The 20,123-nt window shown below is 63.6% G+C and carries 18 protein-coding genes; 5 read left to right on the top strand and 13 right to left on the bottom strand.

Annotation, left to right across the window (positions count from 1 at the left end; translation table 11 throughout):
* The first annotated feature begins 207 nt into the window (after positions 1-207).
* The 4 genes from nrdA to ACL2XF_RS02805 all read left to right on the top strand — a co-directional run bounded on the left by nrdA (position 208) and on the right by ACL2XF_RS02805 (position 5,589).
* Positions 208-2,493: a class 1a ribonucleoside-diphosphate reductase subunit alpha gene (gene nrdA / locus ACL2XF_RS02820; protein ID WP_410014235.1), complete on the top strand. Its 2,286-nt coding sequence runs from the start codon at positions 208-210 to the stop codon at positions 2,491-2,493.
* Between the two features lie 49 nt (positions 2,494-2,542).
* Positions 2,543-3,673, top strand: a complete 1,131-nt coding sequence (nrdB, locus tag ACL2XF_RS02815; protein ID WP_413723324.1) for a class Ia ribonucleoside-diphosphate reductase subunit beta — start codon at positions 2,543-2,545, stop codon at positions 3,671-3,673.
* Between the two features lie 12 nt (positions 3,674-3,685).
* Positions 3,686-3,946, top strand: coding sequence for a class I ribonucleotide reductase maintenance protein YfaE (gene yfaE, locus ACL2XF_RS02810; protein WP_410016766.1), 261 nt, complete (start codon positions 3,686-3,688; stop codon positions 3,944-3,946).
* A 131-nt stretch (positions 3,947-4,077) separates the two neighbouring features.
* Positions 4,078-5,589: an MFS transporter gene (locus ACL2XF_RS02805; RefSeq protein ID WP_410014233.1), complete on the top strand. Its 1,512-nt coding sequence runs from the start codon at positions 4,078-4,080 to the stop codon at positions 5,587-5,589.
* An 84-nt stretch (positions 5,590-5,673) separates the two neighbouring features.
* On the opposite strand, the gene ACL2XF_RS02800 is transcribed toward ACL2XF_RS02805, so the two are convergent.
* Complete coding sequence (locus tag ACL2XF_RS02800) at positions 5,674-6,810, bottom strand: epoxide hydrolase family protein (protein WP_410014232.1); 1,137 nt, start codon at positions 6,808-6,810, stop codon at positions 5,674-5,676.
* A gap of 179 nt (positions 6,811-6,989) precedes the next feature.
* Between ACL2XF_RS02800 and ACL2XF_RS02795 the strand changes: the two genes are divergently transcribed.
* Positions 6,990-7,889 carry a LysR family transcriptional regulator gene (locus tag ACL2XF_RS02795; RefSeq protein ID WP_410014231.1) on the top strand — a complete coding sequence of 300 codons (900 nt, stop codon included), beginning with the start codon at positions 6,990-6,992 and terminating at the stop codon, positions 7,887-7,889.
* 102 nt (positions 7,890-7,991) lie between these two features.
* Here ACL2XF_RS02795 and ACL2XF_RS02790 read toward each other — a convergent pair whose 3' ends face one another.
* The 12 genes from ACL2XF_RS02790 to ACL2XF_RS02735 all read right to left on the bottom strand — a co-directional run bounded on the left by ACL2XF_RS02790 (position 7,992) and on the right by ACL2XF_RS02735 (position 20,066).
* Entirely contained in the window at positions 7,992-9,275 is a 1,284-nt protein-coding gene (locus ACL2XF_RS02790) for a nicotinamide mononucleotide deamidase-related protein YfaY (RefSeq protein ID WP_413723326.1), read from the bottom strand.
* Between the two features lie 64 nt (positions 9,276-9,339).
* Complete coding sequence (gene menE / locus ACL2XF_RS02785; RefSeq protein WP_413727952.1) at positions 9,340-10,737, bottom strand: o-succinylbenzoate--CoA ligase; 1,398 nt, start codon at positions 10,735-10,737, stop codon at positions 9,340-9,342.
* A gap of 37 nt (positions 10,738-10,774) precedes the next feature.
* Positions 10,775-11,794 (bottom strand): o-succinylbenzoate synthase, encoded by a 1,020-nt coding sequence (gene menC / locus ACL2XF_RS02780; RefSeq protein WP_410014228.1) that lies wholly within the window; start codon positions 11,792-11,794, stop codon positions 10,775-10,777.
* Positions 11,794-12,651 carry a 1,4-dihydroxy-2-naphthoyl-CoA synthase gene (gene menB, locus ACL2XF_RS02775; protein ID WP_413727951.1) on the bottom strand — a complete coding sequence of 286 codons (858 nt, stop codon included), beginning with the start codon at positions 12,649-12,651 and terminating at the stop codon, positions 11,794-11,796. The genes menC and menB overlap by 1 nt, the downstream gene beginning before the upstream one ends.
* An 11-nt stretch (positions 12,652-12,662) precedes the next feature.
* Complete coding sequence (gene menH / locus ACL2XF_RS02770; protein WP_413727949.1) at positions 12,663-13,604, bottom strand: 2-succinyl-6-hydroxy-2,4-cyclohexadiene-1-carboxylate synthase; 942 nt, start codon at positions 13,602-13,604, stop codon at positions 12,663-12,665.
* Positions 13,601-15,304, bottom strand: coding sequence for a 2-succinyl-5-enolpyruvyl-6-hydroxy-3-cyclohexene-1-carboxylic-acid synthase (gene menD / locus ACL2XF_RS02765; protein ID WP_413727948.1), 1,704 nt, complete (start codon positions 15,302-15,304; stop codon positions 13,601-13,603). Before menD ends, menH begins: the two co-directional genes overlap by 4 nt.
* Before the next feature lie 135 nt (positions 15,305-15,439).
* Positions 15,440-16,804 carry an isochorismate synthase MenF gene (gene menF, locus ACL2XF_RS02760; protein WP_410014224.1) on the bottom strand — a complete coding sequence of 455 codons (1,365 nt, stop codon included), beginning with the start codon at positions 16,802-16,804 and terminating at the stop codon, positions 15,440-15,442.
* 189 nt (positions 16,805-16,993) lie between these two features.
* Positions 16,994-17,314, bottom strand: coding sequence for a stress response protein ElaB (elaB, locus tag ACL2XF_RS02755; protein WP_410014223.1), 321 nt, complete (start codon positions 17,312-17,314; stop codon positions 16,994-16,996).
* 95 nt (positions 17,315-17,409) lie between these two features.
* Entirely contained in the window at positions 17,410-17,748 is a 339-nt protein-coding gene (locus tag ACL2XF_RS02750) for a c-type cytochrome (RefSeq protein ID WP_410014222.1), read from the bottom strand.
* Complete coding sequence (locus ACL2XF_RS02745; protein WP_410014221.1) at positions 17,745-18,248, bottom strand: TlpA family protein disulfide reductase; 504 nt, start codon at positions 18,246-18,248, stop codon at positions 17,745-17,747. The genes ACL2XF_RS02750 and ACL2XF_RS02745 overlap by 4 nt, the downstream gene beginning before the upstream one ends.
* Positions 18,226-18,951: an ABC transporter ATP-binding protein gene (locus tag ACL2XF_RS02740; protein ID WP_413723332.1), complete on the bottom strand. Its 726-nt coding sequence runs from the start codon at positions 18,949-18,951 to the stop codon at positions 18,226-18,228. Before ACL2XF_RS02740 ends, ACL2XF_RS02745 begins: the two co-directional genes overlap by 23 nt.
* Positions 18,952-18,953: 2 nt before the next feature.
* On the bottom strand, positions 18,954-20,066 hold the full coding sequence (locus tag ACL2XF_RS02735) for an ABC transporter permease (RefSeq protein WP_413723473.1): 1,113 nt from the start codon (positions 20,064-20,066) through the stop codon (positions 18,954-18,956).
* Positions 20,067-20,123: the final 57 nt, after the last annotated feature.

Raw genomic sequence — 20,123 nt, 5'->3', positions numbered from 1 at the left:
AGCGCTTTAAATAATCCGTTAACATTTCACCCCCAAGTTATCCACAAAATTGGGCGTTTTAGTCCCTTGCATTGGCTGCGGTTTGTCACTATCTTGTTATCAAATTAACGAAAAACCCTATATATAGTGTTTTACCGCAACGGGAGACACTATTTTTCTTATGCGCGAGCATAAAGCCCGGGGTCACTCAGACAGGTATTGCGGCTTATGAACCAGAGTCTGCTTGTTACAAAACGCGACGGCAGTAAAGAAAAAATCAACCTCGACAAGATCCACCGCGTGATCGACTGGGCGGCGGAAGGCCTGGAAAACGTCTCGGTTTCCCAGGTCGAGCTCCGCTCCCATATCCAGTTTTACGACGGCATCAAAACCGCCGATATCCATGAAACCATTATCAAGGCGGCGGCGGATCTCATTTCCCGCGATGCCCCGGATTATCAGTACCTGGCCGCCCGCCTGGCGGTATTCCACCTGCGTAAAAAAGCCTACGGCCAGTTTGAGCCGCCGAAGCTGTACGATCACGTCACCCGGCTGGTGGAAATGGGCAAATACGACCGCCATCTGCTGGAAGACTACAGCGCCGAAGAGTTTGCCCTGATGGACGGCTTTATCGACCACTGGCGCGATATGAATTTTTCCTATGCGGCGGTGAAACAGCTGGAAGGCAAATACCTGGTGCAAAACCGGGTCAGCGGCCAGATCTACGAAAGCGCGCAGTTCCTGTATATCCTGGTGGCGGCCTGCCTGTTCTCGGGTTATGACCGCGCCACCCGCCTGGACTATGTGAAACGTTTTTACGACGCCATTTCCACCTTTAAGATCTCGCTGCCGACGCCCATCATGTCCGGCGTGCGCACCCCGACCCGCCAGTTCAGCTCCTGCGTGCTGATTGAGTGCGGCGACAGCCTGGATTCCATCAACGCCACCTCCAGCGCCATCGTCAAATATGTCTCGCAGCGCGCCGGCATCGGCATCAACGCGGGCCGCATCCGGGCGCTGGGCAGCCCGATCCGCGGCGGCGAAGCCTTCCATACCGGCTGCGTGCCGTTTTATAAACACTTCCAGACCGCGGTGAAGTCCTGTTCCCAGGGCGGCGTGCGCGGCGGCGCGGCCACCTTGTTTTACCCGATGTGGCATCTTGAGGTGGAAAGCCTGCTGGTATTGAAAAACAACCGCGGGGTGGAAGGCAACCGCGTGCGCCATATGGACTACGGCGTACAGATTAACAAGCTGATGTACCAGCGCCTGGTCAAGGGCGAGGACATCACTCTGTTCAGCCCGTCCGACGTGCCGGGGCTGTATGACGCTTTTTTTGCCGACCAGGAAGAGTTTGAACGGCTGTATACCCGGTATGAGCAGGACGACAGTATCCGCAAGCAGCGCGTCAAGGCGGTGGATCTGTTCTCGTTGATGATGCAGGAACGCGCCTCCACCGGCCGCATCTATATCCAGCACGTGGACCATTGTAATACCCACAGCCCGTTCGACGCGTCCGTGGCGCCGATCCGCCAGTCCAACCTGTGCCTGGAAATCGCCCTGCCGACCAAACCGCTGGAAGACGTTAACGACGAAAGCGGGGAAATCGCGCTGTGCACCCTGTCGGCGTTTAACCTGGGCGCCCTGGACAGCCTGGATGACCTGAAAGAGCTGGCGACGCTTGCGGTGCGCGCGCTCGACGCCCTGCTCGATTACCAGGACTATCCGATCCCGGCCGCGCAGCGCGGCGCCATGGGCCGGCGCACGCTGGGCGTGGGCGTGATCAACTACGCCTATTACCTGGCGAAAAACGGCGTGCGCTATTCCGACGGCAGCGCCAATAACCTGACGCACCGTACGTTCGAAGCCATCCAGTATTACCTGCTGAAGGCATCCAACGAACTGGCGCAGGAGCGCGGCGCCTGTCCGTGGTTTAACGAAACCACCTACGCCCAGGGCATCCTGCCCATCGATACCTATAAAAAGGATCTCGACGCCATTTGCAGCGAGCCGCTGCATTATGACTGGGAAACCCTGCGCGCCGATATTCAGCGGCACGGCCTGCGCAACTCCACCCTCTCGGCGCTGATGCCCTCCGAGACGTCGTCGCAGATTTCCAACGCCACCAACGGCATTGAGCCGCCGCGCGGTTATGTCAGCATCAAGGCCTCCAAGGACGGCATCCTGCGCCAGGTGGTGCCGGAGTCCAACCGGCTGAAGGACGCCTATGAACTGTTATGGGAAATGCCCAACAACGACGGTTACCTGCATCTGGTGGGCGTCATGCAGAAGTTTGTCGACCAGGCGATTTCGGCCAATACCAACTACGATCCGTCCCGTTTCCCGGCGGGTAAAGTGCCGATGAAGCAGTTGCTGAAAGATTTGCTGACCGCGTATAAGTTCGGCGTCAAGACGCTGTATTATCAAAATACCCGCGATGGCGCCGAAGATGCGCAGGAAGATATGCAGGCCGCCGCCGAGACCGACGATTGCGAAAGCGGCGCCTGTAAGATTTAACACCGGCCGCGGGCGGCGCTGGCGCCGTCCGTGGGTAACAGGAGTGACCATGGCCTATACCACATTTTCACAGCATAAAAACAACCAGCTGCTCGAGCCGATGTTCTTCGGCCAGAACGTTAACGTGGCGCGTTACGACCAGCAAAAATACGATATTTTCGAAAAGCTGATTGAAAAACAGCTCTCCTTCTTCTGGCGGCCGGAAGAAGTGGACGTATCGCGCGATCGTATCGATTTCCAGGCGCTGCCGGAGCATGAAAAGCATATTTTCCTCAGCAACCTGAAATACCAGACCCTGCTCGACTCCATCCAGGGACGCAGCCCCAACGTGGCGCTGCTGCCGCTGATCTCCATTCCCGAGCTGGAGACCTGGGTGGAAACCTGGGCCTTTTCGGAAACCATCCATTCCCGGTCCTATACCCATATCATCCGCAATATCGTCAACGATCCGTCGCTGGTGTTCGACGATATCGTCACCAACGAGGAGATCCTCAAGCGGGCCAAGGATATTTCGGGGTACTACGACGATCTGATCGAGCTGACCGGCTATTACCATCTGCTGGGCGTCGGCACCCATCAGGTGAACGGCCGGGAAGTGACGGTGAACCTGCGCGAGCTGAAGAAAAAGCTGTATCTGTGCCTGATGAGCGTCAATGCCCTGGAGGCGGTGCGGTTTTACGTCAGCTTCGCCTGCTCCTTTGCGTTCGCCGAGCGCGAGCTGATGGAAGGCAACGCCAAGATTATCCGCCTGATCGCCCGCGACGAGGCCCTGCATCTGACCGGCACCCAGCATATGCTGAACCTGCTGCGTTCCGGCGAGGATGACCCGGAAATGGCCGAGATCGCCAAAGAATGCCAGCAGGCATGCTACGACCTGTTTGTGCTGGCGGCGGAGCAGGAAAAGGAGTGGGCCAGCTATCTGTTCCGCGACGGCTCGATGATCGGGCTGAACAAGGATATCCTGTGCCAGTATGTGGATTATATTACCAATATCCGCATGCAGGCGGTGGGCCTGGAACTGCCGTTCGCCACCCGCTCCAATCCCATCCCCTGGATCAATACCTGGCTGGTGTCCGATAACGTACAGGTGGCGCCGCAGGAGGTGGAGGTGAGCTCCTATCTTGTCGGCCAGATTGACTCCGAGGTCAACGCCGACGACCTTAGCGACTTTCAGCTGTAAGCCGCCGTGTCCCTGCCCCTGCCTATGATCACGCTGCGCCGCGATGGGACGCGCCTGGCCTGCGAGAGCCGCCACGGTTCGCTGCTGGACGCGCTGGAAGCGCACCAGGTGCCGGTGGAATCCCAGTGCCGCTCGGGTTATTGCGGCGCCTGTCGCCTGCGCCTGGCGCAGGGGCAGGTACAATATCAGCATGCTCCGCTGGCGTTTATCCGGCCCGGCGAGATCCTGCCCTGCTGCTGCCTGCCCGTGGCGGATATCGAACTGGAGCTGTAATGCCGCCGCGGGTTGCACCAGCAGCGTGCAACCTATTATTTTGTATTAAGTTATAACTTTTCGGCCTTTCCCTGGGGCCGGCCGCTGGGTATGCTGCGCCTTACCTTTTCGATTTAATCAATAAGCACGCTATGTCCCTACTCCTGAGTACCGCCCACACCGCGACGCTGGACGCCGATATGGCGCCCGAAGGCGATCCGGTATTTATCAAGAGCGCCGCTGATATCTCCCAACTGGTCAACGCCGGTACGCAAAAACGCAATCATGCCGGCATCATTATCGGCATTGCGCTGGGCGGCGTGTTCCTCGACGCCTACGATCTGGGGGCGCTGGCCTTTGGGGTCAAGGATATTACCCGCGAGTTTAACCTGACGCCGGCCGGCACCGGCATGGTGGCCTCGGCAATCACCTTCGGCGCTATCGTCGGCGCGTTTTTCGGCGGTTACCTGACCGATAAAATCGGCCGCTACCGGGTGTTTATGGCGGATATGTTCTTTTTTGTCATCGCCGCGCTGGCCTGCGCCTTTGCGCCCAACGAGTGGGTGCTGGCCGGGGCGCGGTTTGTGATGGGGCTGGGGGTCGGCATTGATTTGCCGGTGGCCATGGCCTTCCTGGCGGAGTTTTCCCGTTTGCAGGGACGGGGCAACAAGGCGGCCAGCATCGCCATGTGGTGCCCCACCTGGTATGCCGCCATCAGCGTGTCGTACCTGCTGGTGCTGCTGCTATACGGCGTGCTGCCCGCGGGGTATACCGATTGGCTATGGCGCCTGATATTGGGTTTCGGCGCCGTGCCGGCGCTGTTTATCATCGCCATTCGCAGCAAATATATGAGCGAGTCGCCGGTATGGGCGGCCAATCAGGGCGATCTGGCCGGCGCGGCGCGCATCCTCAGGCGCTCCTACGGCATTAACGCCCGGGTGGCGGCGGACGCCGGCAAGGGCCCGGCCGCCGTACCCGCGCGCCGCGCGCGTTTTCGCAATTACGGCGAACTGCTCAAAGGCATTTACCTTAAGCGCACCGTGCTGGCGACCATTATCGCCGTGGCCTCGTCTTTTGCCTATAACGCCGTGGCGTTCGGCCTGCCGGTGATCATCAGCAGTTTCCTGGCGCAGTCCATGCTGACCACGATTCTGGCGTCGCTGGCGCTGAACCTGCTGTTTGCGTTTGTCGGCGGGCTGATAGCGGTGCGCTGGGTGCCGCGTTTCGGCGCCTGGAACATGACGGTGCTGGGGTATGCCTTCCAGCTGGCGGCGCTTATCGGCCTGGCGCTGATCGGCCGGCCGGCCGACGGGCTGCACGCGGGACTGGCTATCGCCATGCTGGCGCTGTTTTTATTCGGTCAGGGCATCGGCCCCGGTTCGCACAGCATGACCTTCGCGTCGTTAAGTTATCCGACCTCGCTGCGCGGCGTTGGGGTAGGATTTAACCAGACGCTGATGCGCGCCAGCTCCACCGTTTCACTGTTCCTGTTTCCGGTCTTGGCGGCATTGCTGAATACCGGCGTGTTCTGGGTGATTGCCATCGCGCCGCTGGCCGGACTGGCGGCGCTGTTGACGATTCGCTGGGAACCGTCGGGTTATGATGTGGATGCGGAGGATTTTGCCGCCCCGCTCCGCCCCGCCGGGGATACTCAGTCGCGTTAAAACAGGGCCGTTGCCGGCGCTGGCATTGAAGCCCTGGGACGTAAAGGCGCTGCGGCACCCCGGAGACGAAGCCGCCGCGCCTTATCAGCGCGCGGCCAACACCGTGGCGATGAACGCGCGCAGGTCCGCCAACATCAGATCCGGCTGTTCCAGCGCGGCGAAATGGCCGCCCCTCTCCATGTCCGTCCAATGCACGATATTGTAGGTCTTTTCGGCAAACGAGCGTGGCGTCGGCAGAAAGACGGGATCGGGAAACGCCGCGACGCCCATCGGCGCCTGGACGCGGGTTCCGGCCGGGAACCGATCCGCGCCTTCCAGGCGCTTGCCATGGTAAATCCACATTGCCGTGACCGCCGCCGGCGTCGCGATATACAGCATGATATTGGTGAGCAACTCCTCTTCCGAGTATGTGCTCCAGATGTCCGGACCGCCGTCGGCCGTCGTCGGCAGATCCGACCATTTACCGAATTTTTCGAGTATCCAGCCGGCCGCGCCGACCGGGCTGTCGGCCAGCGCGACGCCCAGTGTCTGCGGGCGCGTCTCCTGCTCGTGATTATAGCCCGTCTCCCAATCGAGGATCGCGGCGCGGCGGGAGAACAGATCCTTTTCCTCCGGCGTGGTGGGAACGCTATCCCCGGCGAAGATGCTCACCATATTGATATGGAAACCGAGCAGCGCGTCCGGCCGCACGTGAGCCAGCCAGCTGGCGATATGCGCCCCCCAATCGCCCCCTTGGACGAAGTAGCGCGCCTGGCCGAACAAGCGCGTCATCAGCCCGTGCATAAGCTCGGCCGACCGGCGCGGCCCGATAACGCCGGTGATGGGGTTCGAGAAGGCAAAGCCTGGGAGCGAGGGAACGATGACATCGTGCCCATCGGCGGCAAGCGGCGCCAGCAGCCGCTCGAACTCCAGATACGAGCCCGGCCAGCCGTGCAGGAGGAGTACGGGGGGCTTGGACCCGTCTCCCTTCACATGGACGAAATGGATATGCTCGCCTTCGACAACCGTCGTGAAATTGGGGAGCTGGTTGATGCGCCGCTCCACCTCGCGCCACTGATAGCTGTCCCGCCAGTAGGCGACGAGCCGTTTGAGGTCGCCGATGCCGACGCCCGCCGACCAACCGCCCGCATCCGCCAGCAAATGCCAGTCATAACCTTCGACTTTCGCCCTGATCGCGGCGAGCCGCTGGTCAGGAATATGTATCTGGTAAGGTGAAACCATAGTCCTCTCCTCATGGGTGCCGTAGATTGCACAGAGATGGGGATAGCGTTGAGCTTCAACCGCAGCGGCCACGGTTAAAAGGCATTGCACTCCCTTATGCAAAGATAGACTCACGCCATGCGGACGTCTATGCTATGAATTTGCTCAATTCTTTTGCGTAAAACGCACAGGTGGTATTTATGGCCCTGGCCGGCGATCTGGAAATCTTCGTGCTCGTCGCGGAGGAAGGCGGTTTTTCGGCGGCGGGACGCCGGCTGAAGGTGGCGCCGTCTTCAATCGCGCGGGTCATCGACCGCATCGAAGCACGGCTTGGCGTTCGCCTGCTGCTGCGAACCACGCGCTCGCTGATACTCACGCCCGAGGGCATGACTTATCTGGCGTCTGCCCGGCGCATCATCGCGGATCTGAAGGAAACCGAGCAGTCCATTGCGAATCAGAGTTCCCCCAGGGGGCGTCTGCGGATTTGTCTGTCGCTGCAGTATGGAAAAATGTTCGTCGTACCGCTTCTTCGCGCGTTCATGCAGCAATACCCCGGCATCCTGCTGGAAATCATTGCCACCGACGCCGTCGTGGACATCGCCGCGGGCCAGGCGGACGTTGCAGTGCGGCTGGGGCCGCTGCCCGACGGACTGCTTACCGCCCGCCGGCTTGGCGTCACCCATAAGGTCATCGTGGCGTCTCCGGACTATCTCGCACGTCGCGGCACGCCGGCGGTTCCGGAGGATCTCTACCATCACGATTGTATTGGCTTCAACTTCAAACGCGCCGCGCCAACGTGGCCGTTTCGCAAAGACGGCCGCGATTATTCATTGCCGATCACGGGCTGCGTGGAAACGAATAATGGCGATACGGAAGGCCAACTGGCCCTCGAAGGGATCGGGATCGCGCGTGTTTGCGCCGAGACGGTGGCAGACGCCATCCAGGCAGGCAGGCTCGTGCCTATCCTCGACGCGTTCAATCCCGGCGATGGTGAGGAGGTGCATGCGGTATTCGTGGGCGGAGCGCACACACCGGCCAGGGTGCGTTGCTTCGTCGATTACCTCGTTGGGCGGCTGTGCGCATCGCCTGCGCAACCGTGATTACAGCCACGCCTTGACGGGGGAGAGCAGCCGGGGTGTGCCTGGTCCGACGTTAACGCCAGACCGGAGGCCCGCCGTGATGCCGATTACCGCCCGCGGCGCTTACGCCAGGGTTGCGGCGATGCGTATCCAGCCGTGCTCGCCGTAGACCGGCCAGCCGTTCAGCCAACGTCTGAGCATATTCAGCGCCATCAGCGACACCATTTCCTGGCGGGTTTTCAGGCCGTGGCGCTGTATGCTGACGGCGAACACCACCGTTTGGGCGTAATCGCCGTCCGGCGTGTGCAGCGCCAGGCTCAGGCTGTCCTGCGCCATATCGCCGACCACCAGCGCAAGCTGCGTGCCGTGACGCGCCGCCAGCCCTTGCGCCTGCCGGGCCAGCTTTCGCAAAAGCGACTGGGCGTCGTGGGCCGGGGGGGCATCCGCCGCGCTTAGGTGCCCGGAGAAGGTGTCGCCATCGGCAGTACCGGCGATCTCAGGGCCGGGGGCCTCCAGCCATTCGCCGCCCTTGACCGGCATGCCCGCGCTCTGGCATTGCCAGGTCAGCAGTCCGGCGGTAAAACGTTCGCCGATGGCCAGGGTCAGCGGACGCTGATGCAGACGTTGCGCCAGCTGGGTCGGCAGATCGTCGGTACCTTCAAAAATAGCGCTTTCACCGGCCACCGCGCGCACTTTTTGCCAGGCCAATTCCATGGCGTCGCGCTCATGGGCCGGGCCGGTCAGTTTTAATTCGATAATCGGCATTGAGGATCGGTAGCCCAGCACCACCTCTTCCGGCAGCGTCATGTCGTCAAGCTGGCTCGCCAGCTCGCTTTCCGCACGGCCGAAGGTGGTGAGACGCAGGCACAGCGGCGGATCCGGCAGATCGAAACGTTCGCGCAGGCGCGGCACGATTTGCTGCTCGACCATCACCTTGAACTCCGACGGCACGCCGGGAGTAAAAAACATCAGGCAGCGGTTAAGCTGCAGGGCAAAACCGCAGGCGGTGCCCACCGGATTATCGATCATCTCGGCATTGGCGGGAATTTGCGCCTGCTTGCGGTTGCTCGGCGCCATCACCCGGCCGCGTTCGGCGAAAAAGGCTTCGATTTTCGCCAGCCATTCGGGATGTTCGATCAGTTCCTCGCCGGTGGCGGTGGCGGCGGCCAGCGCGCTGAGATCGTCGCTGGTCGGCCCCAGGCCGCCGTTGACGATCATGATATCGGCGCGCAGGCTGCGCTCGGTCAGCGCCGCCACCAAGGCGGAGAGGTTGTCGCCTACGGTCATGCGCGCGCTCATCGGCAGCCCCTGCTCAAACAAATAGTTCGCCAGCCAGGCCGCATTGGTATCGAGAATCTGTCCATGCAGCACTTCGTCGCCGGTGCACAGCATTTCTACCCTAAGCATGCTTCTCTCCTCTCATCTTTATACCGCCACTTTAGAAAGCCGGACCGACAAACACAACCTTTCTTTAGGGATTTAACGCGAATTGCGCCTGCGCCAGCCGGGTAAGCTGGCTGCGCGGGATTTTTATGCCGCCGGCGTCCAGCTTGTCCGGCAGCACCTGGCGCAGGGCAAGATAGGCGATCGGGCGCTGCCACGGCGCCAGCTGCGGCTCCAGCCAGGCGCGCAGCTCGGGAAAAGGCGCATCGGCCTCCAGCACCGCCACCGGCCGCTGGCCGTACTCCCCGTCGTCCACCGGCACCACAAACGACTGGCGCACGGCGGGATGGGCGGCCAGGATGCGTTCGATATCCTCCGGCTGCACCCCTTCGCCGCCGCAAAAAAAGACATTATCCAGCCGGCCGCTGATATGCAGTTCGCCGTCGACAAACCGGCCGCCGTCGCGGGTATGAAACCAGCCGTCGTCATCGGCCAGCTTCAGCAACCGGCCCTGCTGCCAGTAACCCGCGGCCATGCTGCTGCCGCGCAGCCACACTTCACCGTCCACCAGCCGCAGTTCGCGGCCGTCCAGGGGCGAACCGACGCCGCCCGAGGCATCGGCGCGCTTGGCGCAGACGGTGGAGGCAAACTCCGTCAGGCCGTAGCCGCACCAGCAGCGCACGCCGAGCGCTTCCGCCCGGCGGGTCAGGTCAAGGGGGATCATCGCGCCGCCCAGCAGCACATCCTGCAGGCTAAGCCGCGCCGGGTCACCCTGCAGCAGACGCCACAGTTGCGTCGGCACCAGCGAGGCGTGGGTGCATCCGGCCAGCGCCCGTTCCAGCGGCTGGTCCCGGGCCAGCGCCAGCGTGGCGCCCACCGCCAGCCAGCGCCAGACGATGCCTTGCCCGGAAACATGGCACAGCGGCAGCGACAACAGCCAGCGATGGCGGTTCTGGAAAGCCATCAGCCGCGTGACGCCCCGGGCGCTGGCCAGATGCGCGGCGTAGGTATGGGCCGCCGCCTTGGGCAGGCCGCTGGAACCGGAAGTCAGCGTCAGGGTCGCCAGCCGGTTAACCTGCCAGGACACCAGCGGCGCGGCGGCGACGGCGGAGTCGGCGTCGATTATCGTTAACGGCGCGATGGTCCCGGGCCAGGGCAGGCCGCGCGCGCACCAGCCGAAATCCATATTCAGCGTCGGCAGGCGCTGCGCCAGCAGTTCGGCCGGCAGCAGGGGATTCAGGGGAAGAACCCGCGCGCCGCATTGCAGCGCGGCCAGATACGCCAGCAGCAGATCCAGGCTGTTTTTACCGCGCAACGCCACTCCACAGCCCACCGTGACGCCCGCCCGCTGCCAGGCGGCGGCCAGCTGGTCGACGCGCATCACCAGGTTGCGCCAGCTCCAGTCGGCGTCGTCGGCGCGCAGCGCAATACTGTGCGGCGTCTGCTGCGCCCAATGGTGCCAGGGCCAGGTAGCGAAAGTCATCATGATTGCATCTTCATAGTAAGCCGGTCCGGAGATTGCCTTAAAGGCGGCGGGCCGTCGGCTCCAGTCGTGTTTGAGAGAGTTGCCCGGCGGTGCATAACGGCAGCGGGCTGCCGGACCAGGGACGGATCAGCTGCGAACGCATCAGCGTAAGGGTATCCAGGCCGGGCTGGATACCCGGCGTCAGCCAGGCGGCCAGGCGCGAAAGCTGCGTCAGGCCCAGGCTGGACTCGATGGCCGAACTGATAACCGCCGTCAGTCCCTCCCGGTGCGCCTGGGCAACCAACGCGCGACAGCGCGCCAGGCTGCCGGTGAGCGTGGGTTTGATGACCGCCGCCGCCACGCCCTGCTGGGCGCGGAGTTGAAAATCCGGCTCGCGCAGGCTTTCATCCCAGGCAATGGCGATGCCGGTATCGCGGGCAAAGGCCAGCGATTGCGCCGGCGTGGCGCAGGGTTCTTCCAGAAAATCGATACGCGCGATAAGGGAGGGGTCCAGATAGCGGGCAAAGCCGGCGGCCTTGGCCGGGGTCCAGCTGCGGTTGGCGTCCAGCCGCACATGCAGATCCGGCACCGCTTCCAGCAGCAGGTTGACCATGACGGCGTCGCGGATCGCTTCATACATGCCGACCTTGATCTTGGCAATCTTCCTGCCGGGCAACGCCGCGAGCATCGGTATCAGCCTATCGGGATCGCCGGTGCACAGCGGCACGGTCTGATAAGGCGCCGCGTCGGGCAGTTCACCCGCCAGCTCGGCCAGGGCCATGCTGATGCCGAACGCCACCGACGGCGCCGCGGGGCCGGAAGCCAACGCCAGACCGCCGCCGTCCGCCGCCGCGTCCTCGCCGTCGACCCAGCGCCGCAGCAGCTCCAGCGCCGACGCCTCCGCCTCGATCAGCGTTTCGCGGCTGAAGCCGGGCAGCGGCGCGATTTCCCCCAGGCCATCACGGCCGTCGCACTCCAGCCGCACCACCAGGCCGTCACGGCTTTTCAGGCGCTGGTTGCGCAGCACCACGCCGGCTTCCATCGGCAGGCTGTAGCGGTAGATCGTTGCGCTGCGCATCAGGGGTTCCGCTTGAATTTGCTGAAGTCGGGCTGGCGTTTCTCAACGAACGCATTGCGCCCTTCCTGCCCTTCCTCCGTCATGTAAAACAGCATGGTGGCGTTGCCCGCCAGCTCCTGCAGCCCCGCCTGGCCGTCACAGTCCGCATTCAGCGCGGCCTTCAGGCAGCGCAGCGCCATCGGACTGTTCTGCAGCATTTCCCGGCACCAGCGTACGGTTTCCTTCTCCAGGTCGGCCAGCGGCACAACAGTATTGACCAGCCCCATGTCCAGCGCCTGCCGCGCATCGTACTGCCGGCAAAGGAACCAGATTTCCCGGGCTTTTTTCTGGCCGACGATGCGCGCCATATAGGCCGCGCCCCAGCCGCCGTCGAAGGAGCCGACTTTAGGCCCGGTCTGGCCGAATACCGCATTGTCCGCCGCCAGGGTCAGGTCGCACATCATGTGCAGCACATGGCCGCCGCCGATGGCGAAACCCGCCACCATCGCCACCACCGGTTTCGGGCAGGTGCGGATCTGGCGCTGGAAGTCCAGCACGTTAAGATGATGCACGCCGCTGTCGTCCTTATAACCGCCGTAGTCGCCGCGCACCTTCTGGTCGCCGCCGGAACAGAACGCCTTATCCCCTTCGCCGGTAAGAATAATCACGCCGATGCCTTCGTCGTAACGGGCGTCGGCCATGGCCTGGATCATTTCTTTGACCGTCAGCGGCCGGAACGCATTACGTACCTGGGGCCGGTTGATGGTAATCCGGGCGATGCCGTCGGCGGACTTATGATAGCGGATATCCTCGAAATCGCCGCTGCAATCGCGCCAATCGATAGGGGCGTACCACTGTTCTTCGCTGGGTTTAAGCATAAAACATTCCTTTAATGAAACGGAGCTAGCAGGGTGAGCAGTTGGCCGGCAAAAGCCGGCGGGTTGGCCCGGTGGGCATTGTGGCCGGCGCCGGGCACCGGGACCAGGGGCAATGCCGCCCCACGGGCCAGGGCGGTAAATTTGCCGTCGTGTTCGCCGCACAGGTAACCGAACGGCAGGTCCAGCGCGCGCAACCGCGCCGCCAGATCGGGCTGCCGCGCCAGCGAGGTGGCCAGGAGCATGGCGGCGACAGCCGCGCCGTCATTGGCGGCGCGCAACGCGACCAGCTGCCGGCGCGCGTCGTCGGACAAATCGCCGAACACCGGCTGGCGGTACCAGTCGGCCAGTACCGCGGTTATCGGCTGCCGGCTGAAGCGCCGTGCCCACAGGCCGTCGTGGCGCAGACGGTCCGCGCGCTCCCGCCGGTGCGCCAGGCCGGGATGGGCGCCTTCGACAAACAGTCCGCACAGCCCCTCTTGACCGTTCGCGCCGGCGGCGCCGGGGATATTACCCGCGCCACACCGTCCCCGGCAGGCATGGTAGAGCGCAATGCGCCCGCCCAGGGAATAACCGATAAGAATATAGCGGGTGATGCCCAGCGCGGCCAGCGTATGCGCAAGCCCGGCGGACACCGCGGCAAAGTCCAGCCCGGCCGTCTGTCGCGGGGCGCCGCCATCAGCCGCCTGCTCGCGGTGAAGCGCGCACGCCGGCGCACGGGCAGCGCCCGCATCGGGCCCATGCCCCGGCAGGTTGAGCGTCGCCAGGGACCAGTCGCTGAAATAAGGCAGTACCGGCGACCAGTCGTCGCCGCTGCCCAGCAGGCCGTGCAGCCAGACCAGCCACGGCCGGCCGGGATCGCCCCGGCGCAGGCGGCTTACCGTCCAGCCGGCGCCCTTCCCCGGCCCGACGGGAATGCCGATTGCCGCAGGCGGCAGCGGAGCATGGCGGTTCATGGCCTGGCCATCCCGGCCACCAATTGGCGAAAAACATCCGCGCCCTCCCGGGGCGGCACCGCCAGCTCCAGCAGCGTGGCCGCCCCGCCCCCAGGCCGGCGCCAGGCGCGCTGAACGCAGTCGCGCAGTTCAGCGGCGTTCCCGGGCCGCAGGTAATCCAACCCGAACAGCGCCGCCGCGTGGCGAAACTCCACCTGCTGCGGCATCACGTAAAAACGCTCGCGCACCGCTTCCGGCGTCGGCAATAACGAAAAAATCTGGCCGCCGTTATTATTGATGACCACGATCACCACCGGCGCCGTGGTATGACGAAACAGCGCCAGGGCATTCAGGTCGTAAAGCGCCGATAGATCGCCCACCAGCGCAAGCAGCGGCCGGTCGCTGGCGCGCTGTACGCCGGCGGCGGTGGCCAGCAGGCCGTCGATGCCGCTGGCCCCACGGTTACCATATACCGGGTAACCCGCCGGCAGTTGGGCCAGCGCATCCACCAGCCGTATCGTCAGGCTGTTGCCCAGAAACAGCGCGCCGCCCGCGGGCAGCAGATCGTTAAGATGGCAGGCCAGCTGGGCTTCGCCCAGGCCGTCGGCAAGCGCCGCCCGGATGCGATCCCGCGCCAGCGCGGCGAATCCGGCCAGTTCAGGGGCCCAGGGAGCCTGCGTGCGCGCGGGATGATCGCCAAGCCACGCGCCGATGGGCGCACTGATGCGCCGCCCCCGGTGATGGGCCGGATCGAGGCGGCCCGGCAGCGGGTCGACCAGCCAGTACTCCGCCGGGCGGCACTGCTCCTGCCATTGCAGCAGCCGTTTACCGGTCAGGCTGCCGCCGAACTGGATCACCAACTCAGCCTGATCCAGCACCCGACGCGCCTCGGGATGGGCCAGCCAGAGATCGGCATAAGGCAGCGGCTGGCCGGTCTGCGACAGCACATCGCCAATCAGCGGCCAGCCGAGCGCGGCCGCCCATGCCGCCAGGCGCGCTCCCTGTTCGCAGGGGATGCGCCCGGCAATCACCACCCCTTTACGCGTGCGCCACTGCGCCCAGTCCGGCGCGGCGGCGGGCGCGACGGGCAGCGGAAGCGCCAGCCAGGGGCCGGCGTCCTGCCACCAGTCGCCGAGCGCGCGCGACCAGGCGTCGTCGCCGTTTTCGTCTGGGCCATAGAGCGGTTCAGCGAACGGGCAGTTAATATGCACCGCGCCCGGCGCCGGGTCCGCCAGCGCCCGATCCAGGGTGGAAACCAGCCAGCGCGCAGGGATATCCGGCGTCGGGCGCGGCAGATCCACGCGCTGGACGGCAAAACCGGCAAACAGTCCCGGCTGGCGGATAGCCTGGTTGGCGCCGCAGTCGATAAGCTCCGGCGGCCGATCGGCGGTCAGCATAATCAGCTTTTCCCCGGTCAGGCTGGCTTCGATCACCGCCGGGTACAGATTGGCCGCCGCGGTGCCGGACGTAACGATCACCGCCACCGGCCCGCGCGCCGCCTTGGCCAGGCCGAGGGCCAGATGCCCCAGCCCGCGCTCGTCGAAATGGGTATGGCACAGGATGGACGGATGTTCCGCCGCCGCCAGGGTCAGGGGGGTGGAGCGTGAGCCGGGCGCGATACAGATATGCCCTACCCCATGGCGGGTGAGGGTTTCCAGCAGCACCCTGGCCCAGCGCCGGTTAAATTGTGAAGACATGTCTGGCAAAACGGATGTAGTCATGGAACCTTCTGTCAGTGCGCGTCTGAACCCATGCGTGATCGGCGGATAACCCCGGCGGCGCGGATGCCGATCAATAACGGCTCCGGCATTATATTTTGTTTCAGCCGCGGGATGTTGATATAGAACCGGATTCCCTTAATTCGGCGCGACGGCTTGGTCGCCGGTAAACAGGGTCCTGAGCCCGGCGGCCTTGTTGTTCACTTCCTGCCATTCCCGATCCGCATCCGATCCCTCGACAATGCCTGCCCCGGCATAAAGCCAGAGCGACTCCCGCTCCATCAGCGCGCAGCGCAGGGTCACGCAAAATTCCGTCTGCGCATCCGAGAGATAGCCGGCCGAGCCCGCATACCATTGCCGGTCGAACGGCTCGTGGCGGGCGATAAAGGCGCGGGCGACGTCGCGCGGCAACCCCGCCACCGCGGCGGTGGGCTGCAGCATGGCCAGACAGCGGACATCATCGCGGCAGTCCAGGCGCGCAGTAATGGCGCGGCGCAAATGCTGCACGGTGCGCAGCCGCACGATCTCCGGCGGCATGACGTCGAGCGTCACCGCCGCCTCCTGCAGCCGCTGGCAAATATCGTCGACCACCAGCAGGTTTTCCCGCTGGTTTTTATCATCGTTCATCAGCCAGCGCGCCAGTTGCCCGGCATTGGCCGTGGGGCTCCGGGTAGCCACCGTGCCGGCCAGCGCCTCGGTATCCAGCATTTCCTGGCGCCGCAGGTAAAGCCGCTCGGGACTGGAGCCCAAAAACGCCCGCTGCGCCGACCAGGCCAGCATATAGTGATAGCAATCGAGATTGACCCGACGGCTGGCCGCCATCAGGGCGTGAGGGTCGAGGTGGCCTTTAAAGCCGAGCCGGGTGCGGCGGGCCAACACCACCTTGGTTAATCCGCCCTGGCCAAAGGCGGCCAGGGCCTGGGAGACCATCATTCGCCAACGGGCGTGTTCCGGCTCGTGCACCTCTTCGCGCAGCTGCGCCGACCAGGGCGCCAGGGGTGCTGCGGGCGCGGCCTGCTGCAGCCAGGCCAGGCACCGCCTGGCGTCGTCGCGCAGGGAAACATCGCTTGCCAGGTTCAGCACCAGCCGGTGTGACGACCCGTCGCGCTCCCAGGTCAGGCGCGGCAAAAACAGGCAGCTTTCCGGCTCGCCGCCGCGGCCGGCGCCGTTGTCATCATCGCCGGCGTCGTTATCGTCTTCACCGCCGAAGGCATTGATGCCCCACAGGCGCAGCGCAGGCCAGGCCGTGCTATGGGCCGCCATAAAGTCCCGCGCCTTGCTCAGGCGATCGAAGATGCGCAGGCCGCCGCCTGCCGCCGCTTCCTGCGCGCCGTCGCGATGCTGCCAGTAGAATTGGGGATACAGCGGGGTGGCATGCAGCCAGTCAAGCATCGGCACATGGCTGCCGGGAGTCCAGGGAAGCGCAATCTGATACAGGCCGGGCCCAGCGGAGATGCCGGCATCAATATGCTGTTGCAGCGCCGAGTTGAGTAACGTCAGCATAGAGACCCCTACCCCAAGACCTAATTAAGAGTATGGATTATACGGTTTACGGAAGCAAAAACGAAAGATTAGCGCCATTAAGTATGATGAATGGCGTAATAAATAGCATGACTTGTTCATTCCCGCCGGCGCGGCGGCGGAAAATACCGGCTGGTGAGCGCGCCAGCCGGATAACTTGGCACAGAAACCTTAGCGACGGGCCAGCAGCAGCCCGAACACCAGGCCGACGGACGCCCCGATACCGACACCGTGCCAGGGATTTTCCTGCACATAGTCATCGGCGCGGTAAACCGCCTGTTTGGCCCGGTAATAGTAATTATCGGACGCATGGCTGATGCGTTTTTTAACTTCTTCCAGCGCCGCTTCGGCACGGGTTTTTAGCTCAACATATTTTTGATCCGCCTTGTCGCCGGAATAGGCCAGCACTTCCTCCAGCGTCTCGGACAGCAACTGCACGTCATCATCAACATGAGTTTCATGCGGTTGGATGGGATCTGTCGGGGTTACCATAATTGTTCTCCGTGTTCTGATGAAAGACCGTCACTCTAACTATAGTCATAAATTGCGCGTCCTGGCGAACAATTACGGGCAGATCATTCTTAAAATCAATTCGCTACCGCCGGCTTCGCGGCCGATGCCTGCGGATCGAGGGAGCGGATATAATCCGCCAGTCCCTGGATATCGCCATCGCTCAGCGCCGCCTTGGCCCGCTGCTCCGCGCCGCTGGTGGCAATCTTGCCGTCCCGGCGGTCGGTGAGCGCGCTTACCAGCTGTTCGCGGCTTAAGGTTATCAGCGGCGGCGCTTTGCCGAACGCCGCCCGGTCGGCCTTGCGGCCATGACAATCGGCGCAGCCCTGGGCATATTTTTGCGCCCCGTCCGCGGCGTCCGCCAGCGCCGTACCGCTGACGCAGAGTAATAACATGCCCAGCATAAGCTTCTTCATGATTTATCCCGTTGTGCATTTTGGAACATCGCGACGAGTGCCGGCTCGCCCTGCAAACCCTGATGCGCCTCCAGCACGGTGCCCCCGGCGCTAAGCAGGTAGGACGTCGGCGTGCCGATCACCTGGTAACGCTCCCTGGTGATGCCCAGCTGATCGCGCACCACCGGATAATGGATCTGCAGCGCGGCCAGGAAAGGCGCGATATCGGTCTGCTGCGGATCGGTGTTCACCGCCACCACCACCAGCCGATCGCCGTAGACGTCGGTGAGCTTTTGCAGCAGTTTCATATCCGCCGCGCAGCCGCCGCAGTCGGAGGACCAAAACGTCAGGTACACCGGCTTGCCGCGCCATTGATCGAGCGCCGCCGGCTGGCCGTTGAGATCGAACGCCGCCAGTTTCGGCGCCGGCGCGCCGATGGCCACCTGCTGCTCTTTGCATCCCGCCAGGGCGGCAAGCAGGGCCAGCGCGCAAAACAACCTAACCACGGGATGCCAGCTCATGATGATTTCGCTCCTCGCCCAGGAATTTACCGTGCTGCAAACGGATGATACGATCGGCGAAACGGCCCAGTTCGGGGTTATGGGTGACCATAACGATGGTGCGGCCCTGGCGATGCAGATCGGTCAGCAGGTCCAGCACCCGTTGTTCATTTTCCTCATCCAGGTTGCCGGTCGGCTCGTCGGCGAAGATCACCGGCGGCTCGTTGACCAGCGCCCGGGCGATACACACGCGCTGCTGCTCCCCGCCGGAAAGCTGGCTGGGCAGATGGCCGACGCGTTCGCCCAGGCCGACCCGGTCGAGCACGGCGCGGGCGGCGCCTTCATCCACCACGCTATGATAATGCTGCGCGAGCATGACGTTTTCCAGCGCGGTCAGGAACGGGATCAGGTGGAATTGCTGGAATACCAGGCCGATTTTGTCGGCGCGGAAATTACGCCGCCCCTCCTCGTCCAGCGCGGCGGCGTCGACGCCGTCCAGCAACACCTGGCCTTCGCTCACGGTATCCAGGCAAGTGAGGATATTCATCAGGGTGGTCTTGCCGGAGCCGGAAGCGCCCATAAAGGCCACGAACTCCCCGCGGCGGATGCGGATGTTGATATCATCCAGCGCCGTGACCTTGCCGAAGCGTTTATACAGGCCGCGGGTCTCAATCACATATTCCGCCGCGGGCTGCGGCTGTATCAACCGGATAGGTGATGCCATGGTTATTCTCCTTTCAGGACCAGCGCCGGTTCGACATGCAGCGCACGCCGTACCGGCACGATGGCCGCCACCGCCGCCACCAGCAGGGATAACGCCAGCGTCAGTGGAAAAACAGGGGCGCGCAGGGCAATGGCGGCGTTAAACACCGCATGTCCCAGCACCTGCGCCAGTATAAAGCCGAACACGCTGCCCACCAGCACCGCCGCCAGGGCGATGATGCCGGTTTCCGCCAGCATTTGCCGGCTGATATCCGCGGCGCTGGCGCCCAGCGCCTTTTGCAGGGCAAACTCGCGCGAGCGCTCGCCGACGATGGCCATCAGGGTGGTATTGACGCACAGCGACGACAAAATCAAGATCACCGCCGACACCAGTCCCATCAGCCCTTTGATCTTATCCAGCACCTGGCCTTCGGAGGCGGAAACCTTGAGGATCGGCCGCACGTCCAGGTCGGGATACTGCTGCTGCAAGCGGGCGGCAAAGGCGTCCACCTGACCGATATCGTTATTGACGCTCAGCATGGCGTTACTGATGGCGCCGGGCTGATGCAGCCATTTCTGCGCCAGCTCCAGGTTGACGATCAGCATATTATCGGTGGCGTCCCCGGCTTCGACCACGCCCTTGATAATCAGGCTCTGGCGCTGCTGGCCGTCAACCAGGGTTACCCGATCGCCTACCTTCAGGTGCAGGCGATCGGCCAGTTTCACGCCGATCATCGCATGCCGGTCGTCAAAGCTGACGCCAATCCAGTCGCCCTTGACCTGCCAATAGGGCACCAGCTGTTGCAGCGACTCGAACCAGACGCCCATCACCACCACTTTTTCCAGTTCAGTGCGGGCCATACCGTACAAATACGGGCTGGACGCATTGATAAGCCCCTTGGGCGCCTGATCCAGAATCGGCTGCAGTGTGGCCGCCGGCAGGCTGTTGCCATGGCCGGGACCAAGGTAAAAATTGGCGCCGAAGGTGCGCAGCTCCTGGCTCATCTTGGCGTTGATATCAAAATAGACCGAGGCCATGGCGGTCACGATGGCCGCGCCCACCGTCAGGGCGGCGAACACCACCGCCACCCGTTGCAGCCGTAGCCGCAGCGCCCGCACCACCAGCAGCCAGAACATATTGTTCATCAGTCCCGACGGACGTTTGGCGCGCCGTCCGCCCCGGCCCGGCGCCGC

The organism is Sodalis sp. RH19 (genome assembly GCF_047324215.1).
Taxonomy (GTDB): domain Bacteria; phylum Pseudomonadota; class Gammaproteobacteria; order Enterobacterales; family Enterobacteriaceae; genus Acerihabitans.
The sequence above is the reverse complement of the archived record's forward strand: the minus strand, read 5'-3'. Positions and strand labels throughout refer to the sequence as shown.

Coding starts and splice junctions, on each gene's coding strand:
- menE (WP_413727952.1), bottom strand. CDS start 10,737: ATGATGACTTTCGCTACCTGGCCCTGGCACCATTGGGCGCAGCAGACG.
- ACL2XF_RS02745 (WP_410014221.1), bottom strand. CDS start 18,248: ATGAGCTGGCATCCCGTGGTTAGGTTGTTTTGCGCGCTGGCCCTGCTT.
- ACL2XF_RS02735 (WP_413723473.1), bottom strand. CDS start 20,066: ATGTTCTGGCTGCTGGTGGTGCGGGCGCTGCGGCTACGGCTGCAACGG.
- menD (WP_413727948.1), bottom strand. CDS start 15,304: ATGACTACATCCGTTTTGCCAGACATGTCTTCACAATTTAACCGGCGC.
- nrdB (WP_413723324.1), top strand. CDS start 2,543: ATGGCCTATACCACATTTTCACAGCATAAAAACAACCAGCTGCTCGAG.
- elaB (WP_410014223.1), bottom strand. CDS start 17,314: ATGGTAACCCCGACAGATCCCATCCAACCGCATGAAACTCATGTTGAT.
- ACL2XF_RS02790 (WP_413723326.1), bottom strand. CDS start 9,275: ATGCTTAGGGTAGAAATGCTGTGCACCGGCGACGAAGTGCTGCATGGA.
- menF (WP_410014224.1), bottom strand. CDS start 16,804: ATGCTGACGTTACTCAACTCGGCGCTGCAACAGCATATTGATGCCGGC.
- menB (WP_413727951.1), bottom strand. CDS start 12,651: ATGCTTAAACCCAGCGAAGAACAGTGGTACGCCCCTATCGATTGGCGC.
- ACL2XF_RS02740 (WP_413723332.1), bottom strand. CDS start 18,951: ATGGCATCACCTATCCGGTTGATACAGCCGCAGCCCGCGGCGGAATAT.
- ACL2XF_RS02750 (WP_410014222.1), bottom strand. CDS start 17,748: ATGAAGAAGCTTATGCTGGGCATGTTATTACTCTGCGTCAGCGGTACG.
- ACL2XF_RS02800 (WP_410014232.1), bottom strand. CDS start 6,810: ATGGTTTCACCTTACCAGATACATATTCCTGACCAGCGGCTCGCCGCG.
- ACL2XF_RS02805 (WP_410014233.1), top strand. CDS start 4,078: ATGTCCCTACTCCTGAGTACCGCCCACACCGCGACGCTGGACGCCGAT.
- menC (WP_410014228.1), bottom strand. CDS start 11,794: ATGCGCAGCGCAACGATCTACCGCTACAGCCTGCCGATGGAAGCCGGC.
- nrdA (WP_410014235.1), top strand. CDS start 208: ATGAACCAGAGTCTGCTTGTTACAAAACGCGACGGCAGTAAAGAAAAA.
- menH (WP_413727949.1), bottom strand. CDS start 13,604: ATGAACCGCCATGCTCCGCTGCCGCCTGCGGCAATCGGCATTCCCGTC.
- ACL2XF_RS02795 (WP_410014231.1), top strand. CDS start 6,990: ATGGCCCTGGCCGGCGATCTGGAAATCTTCGTGCTCGTCGCGGAGGAA.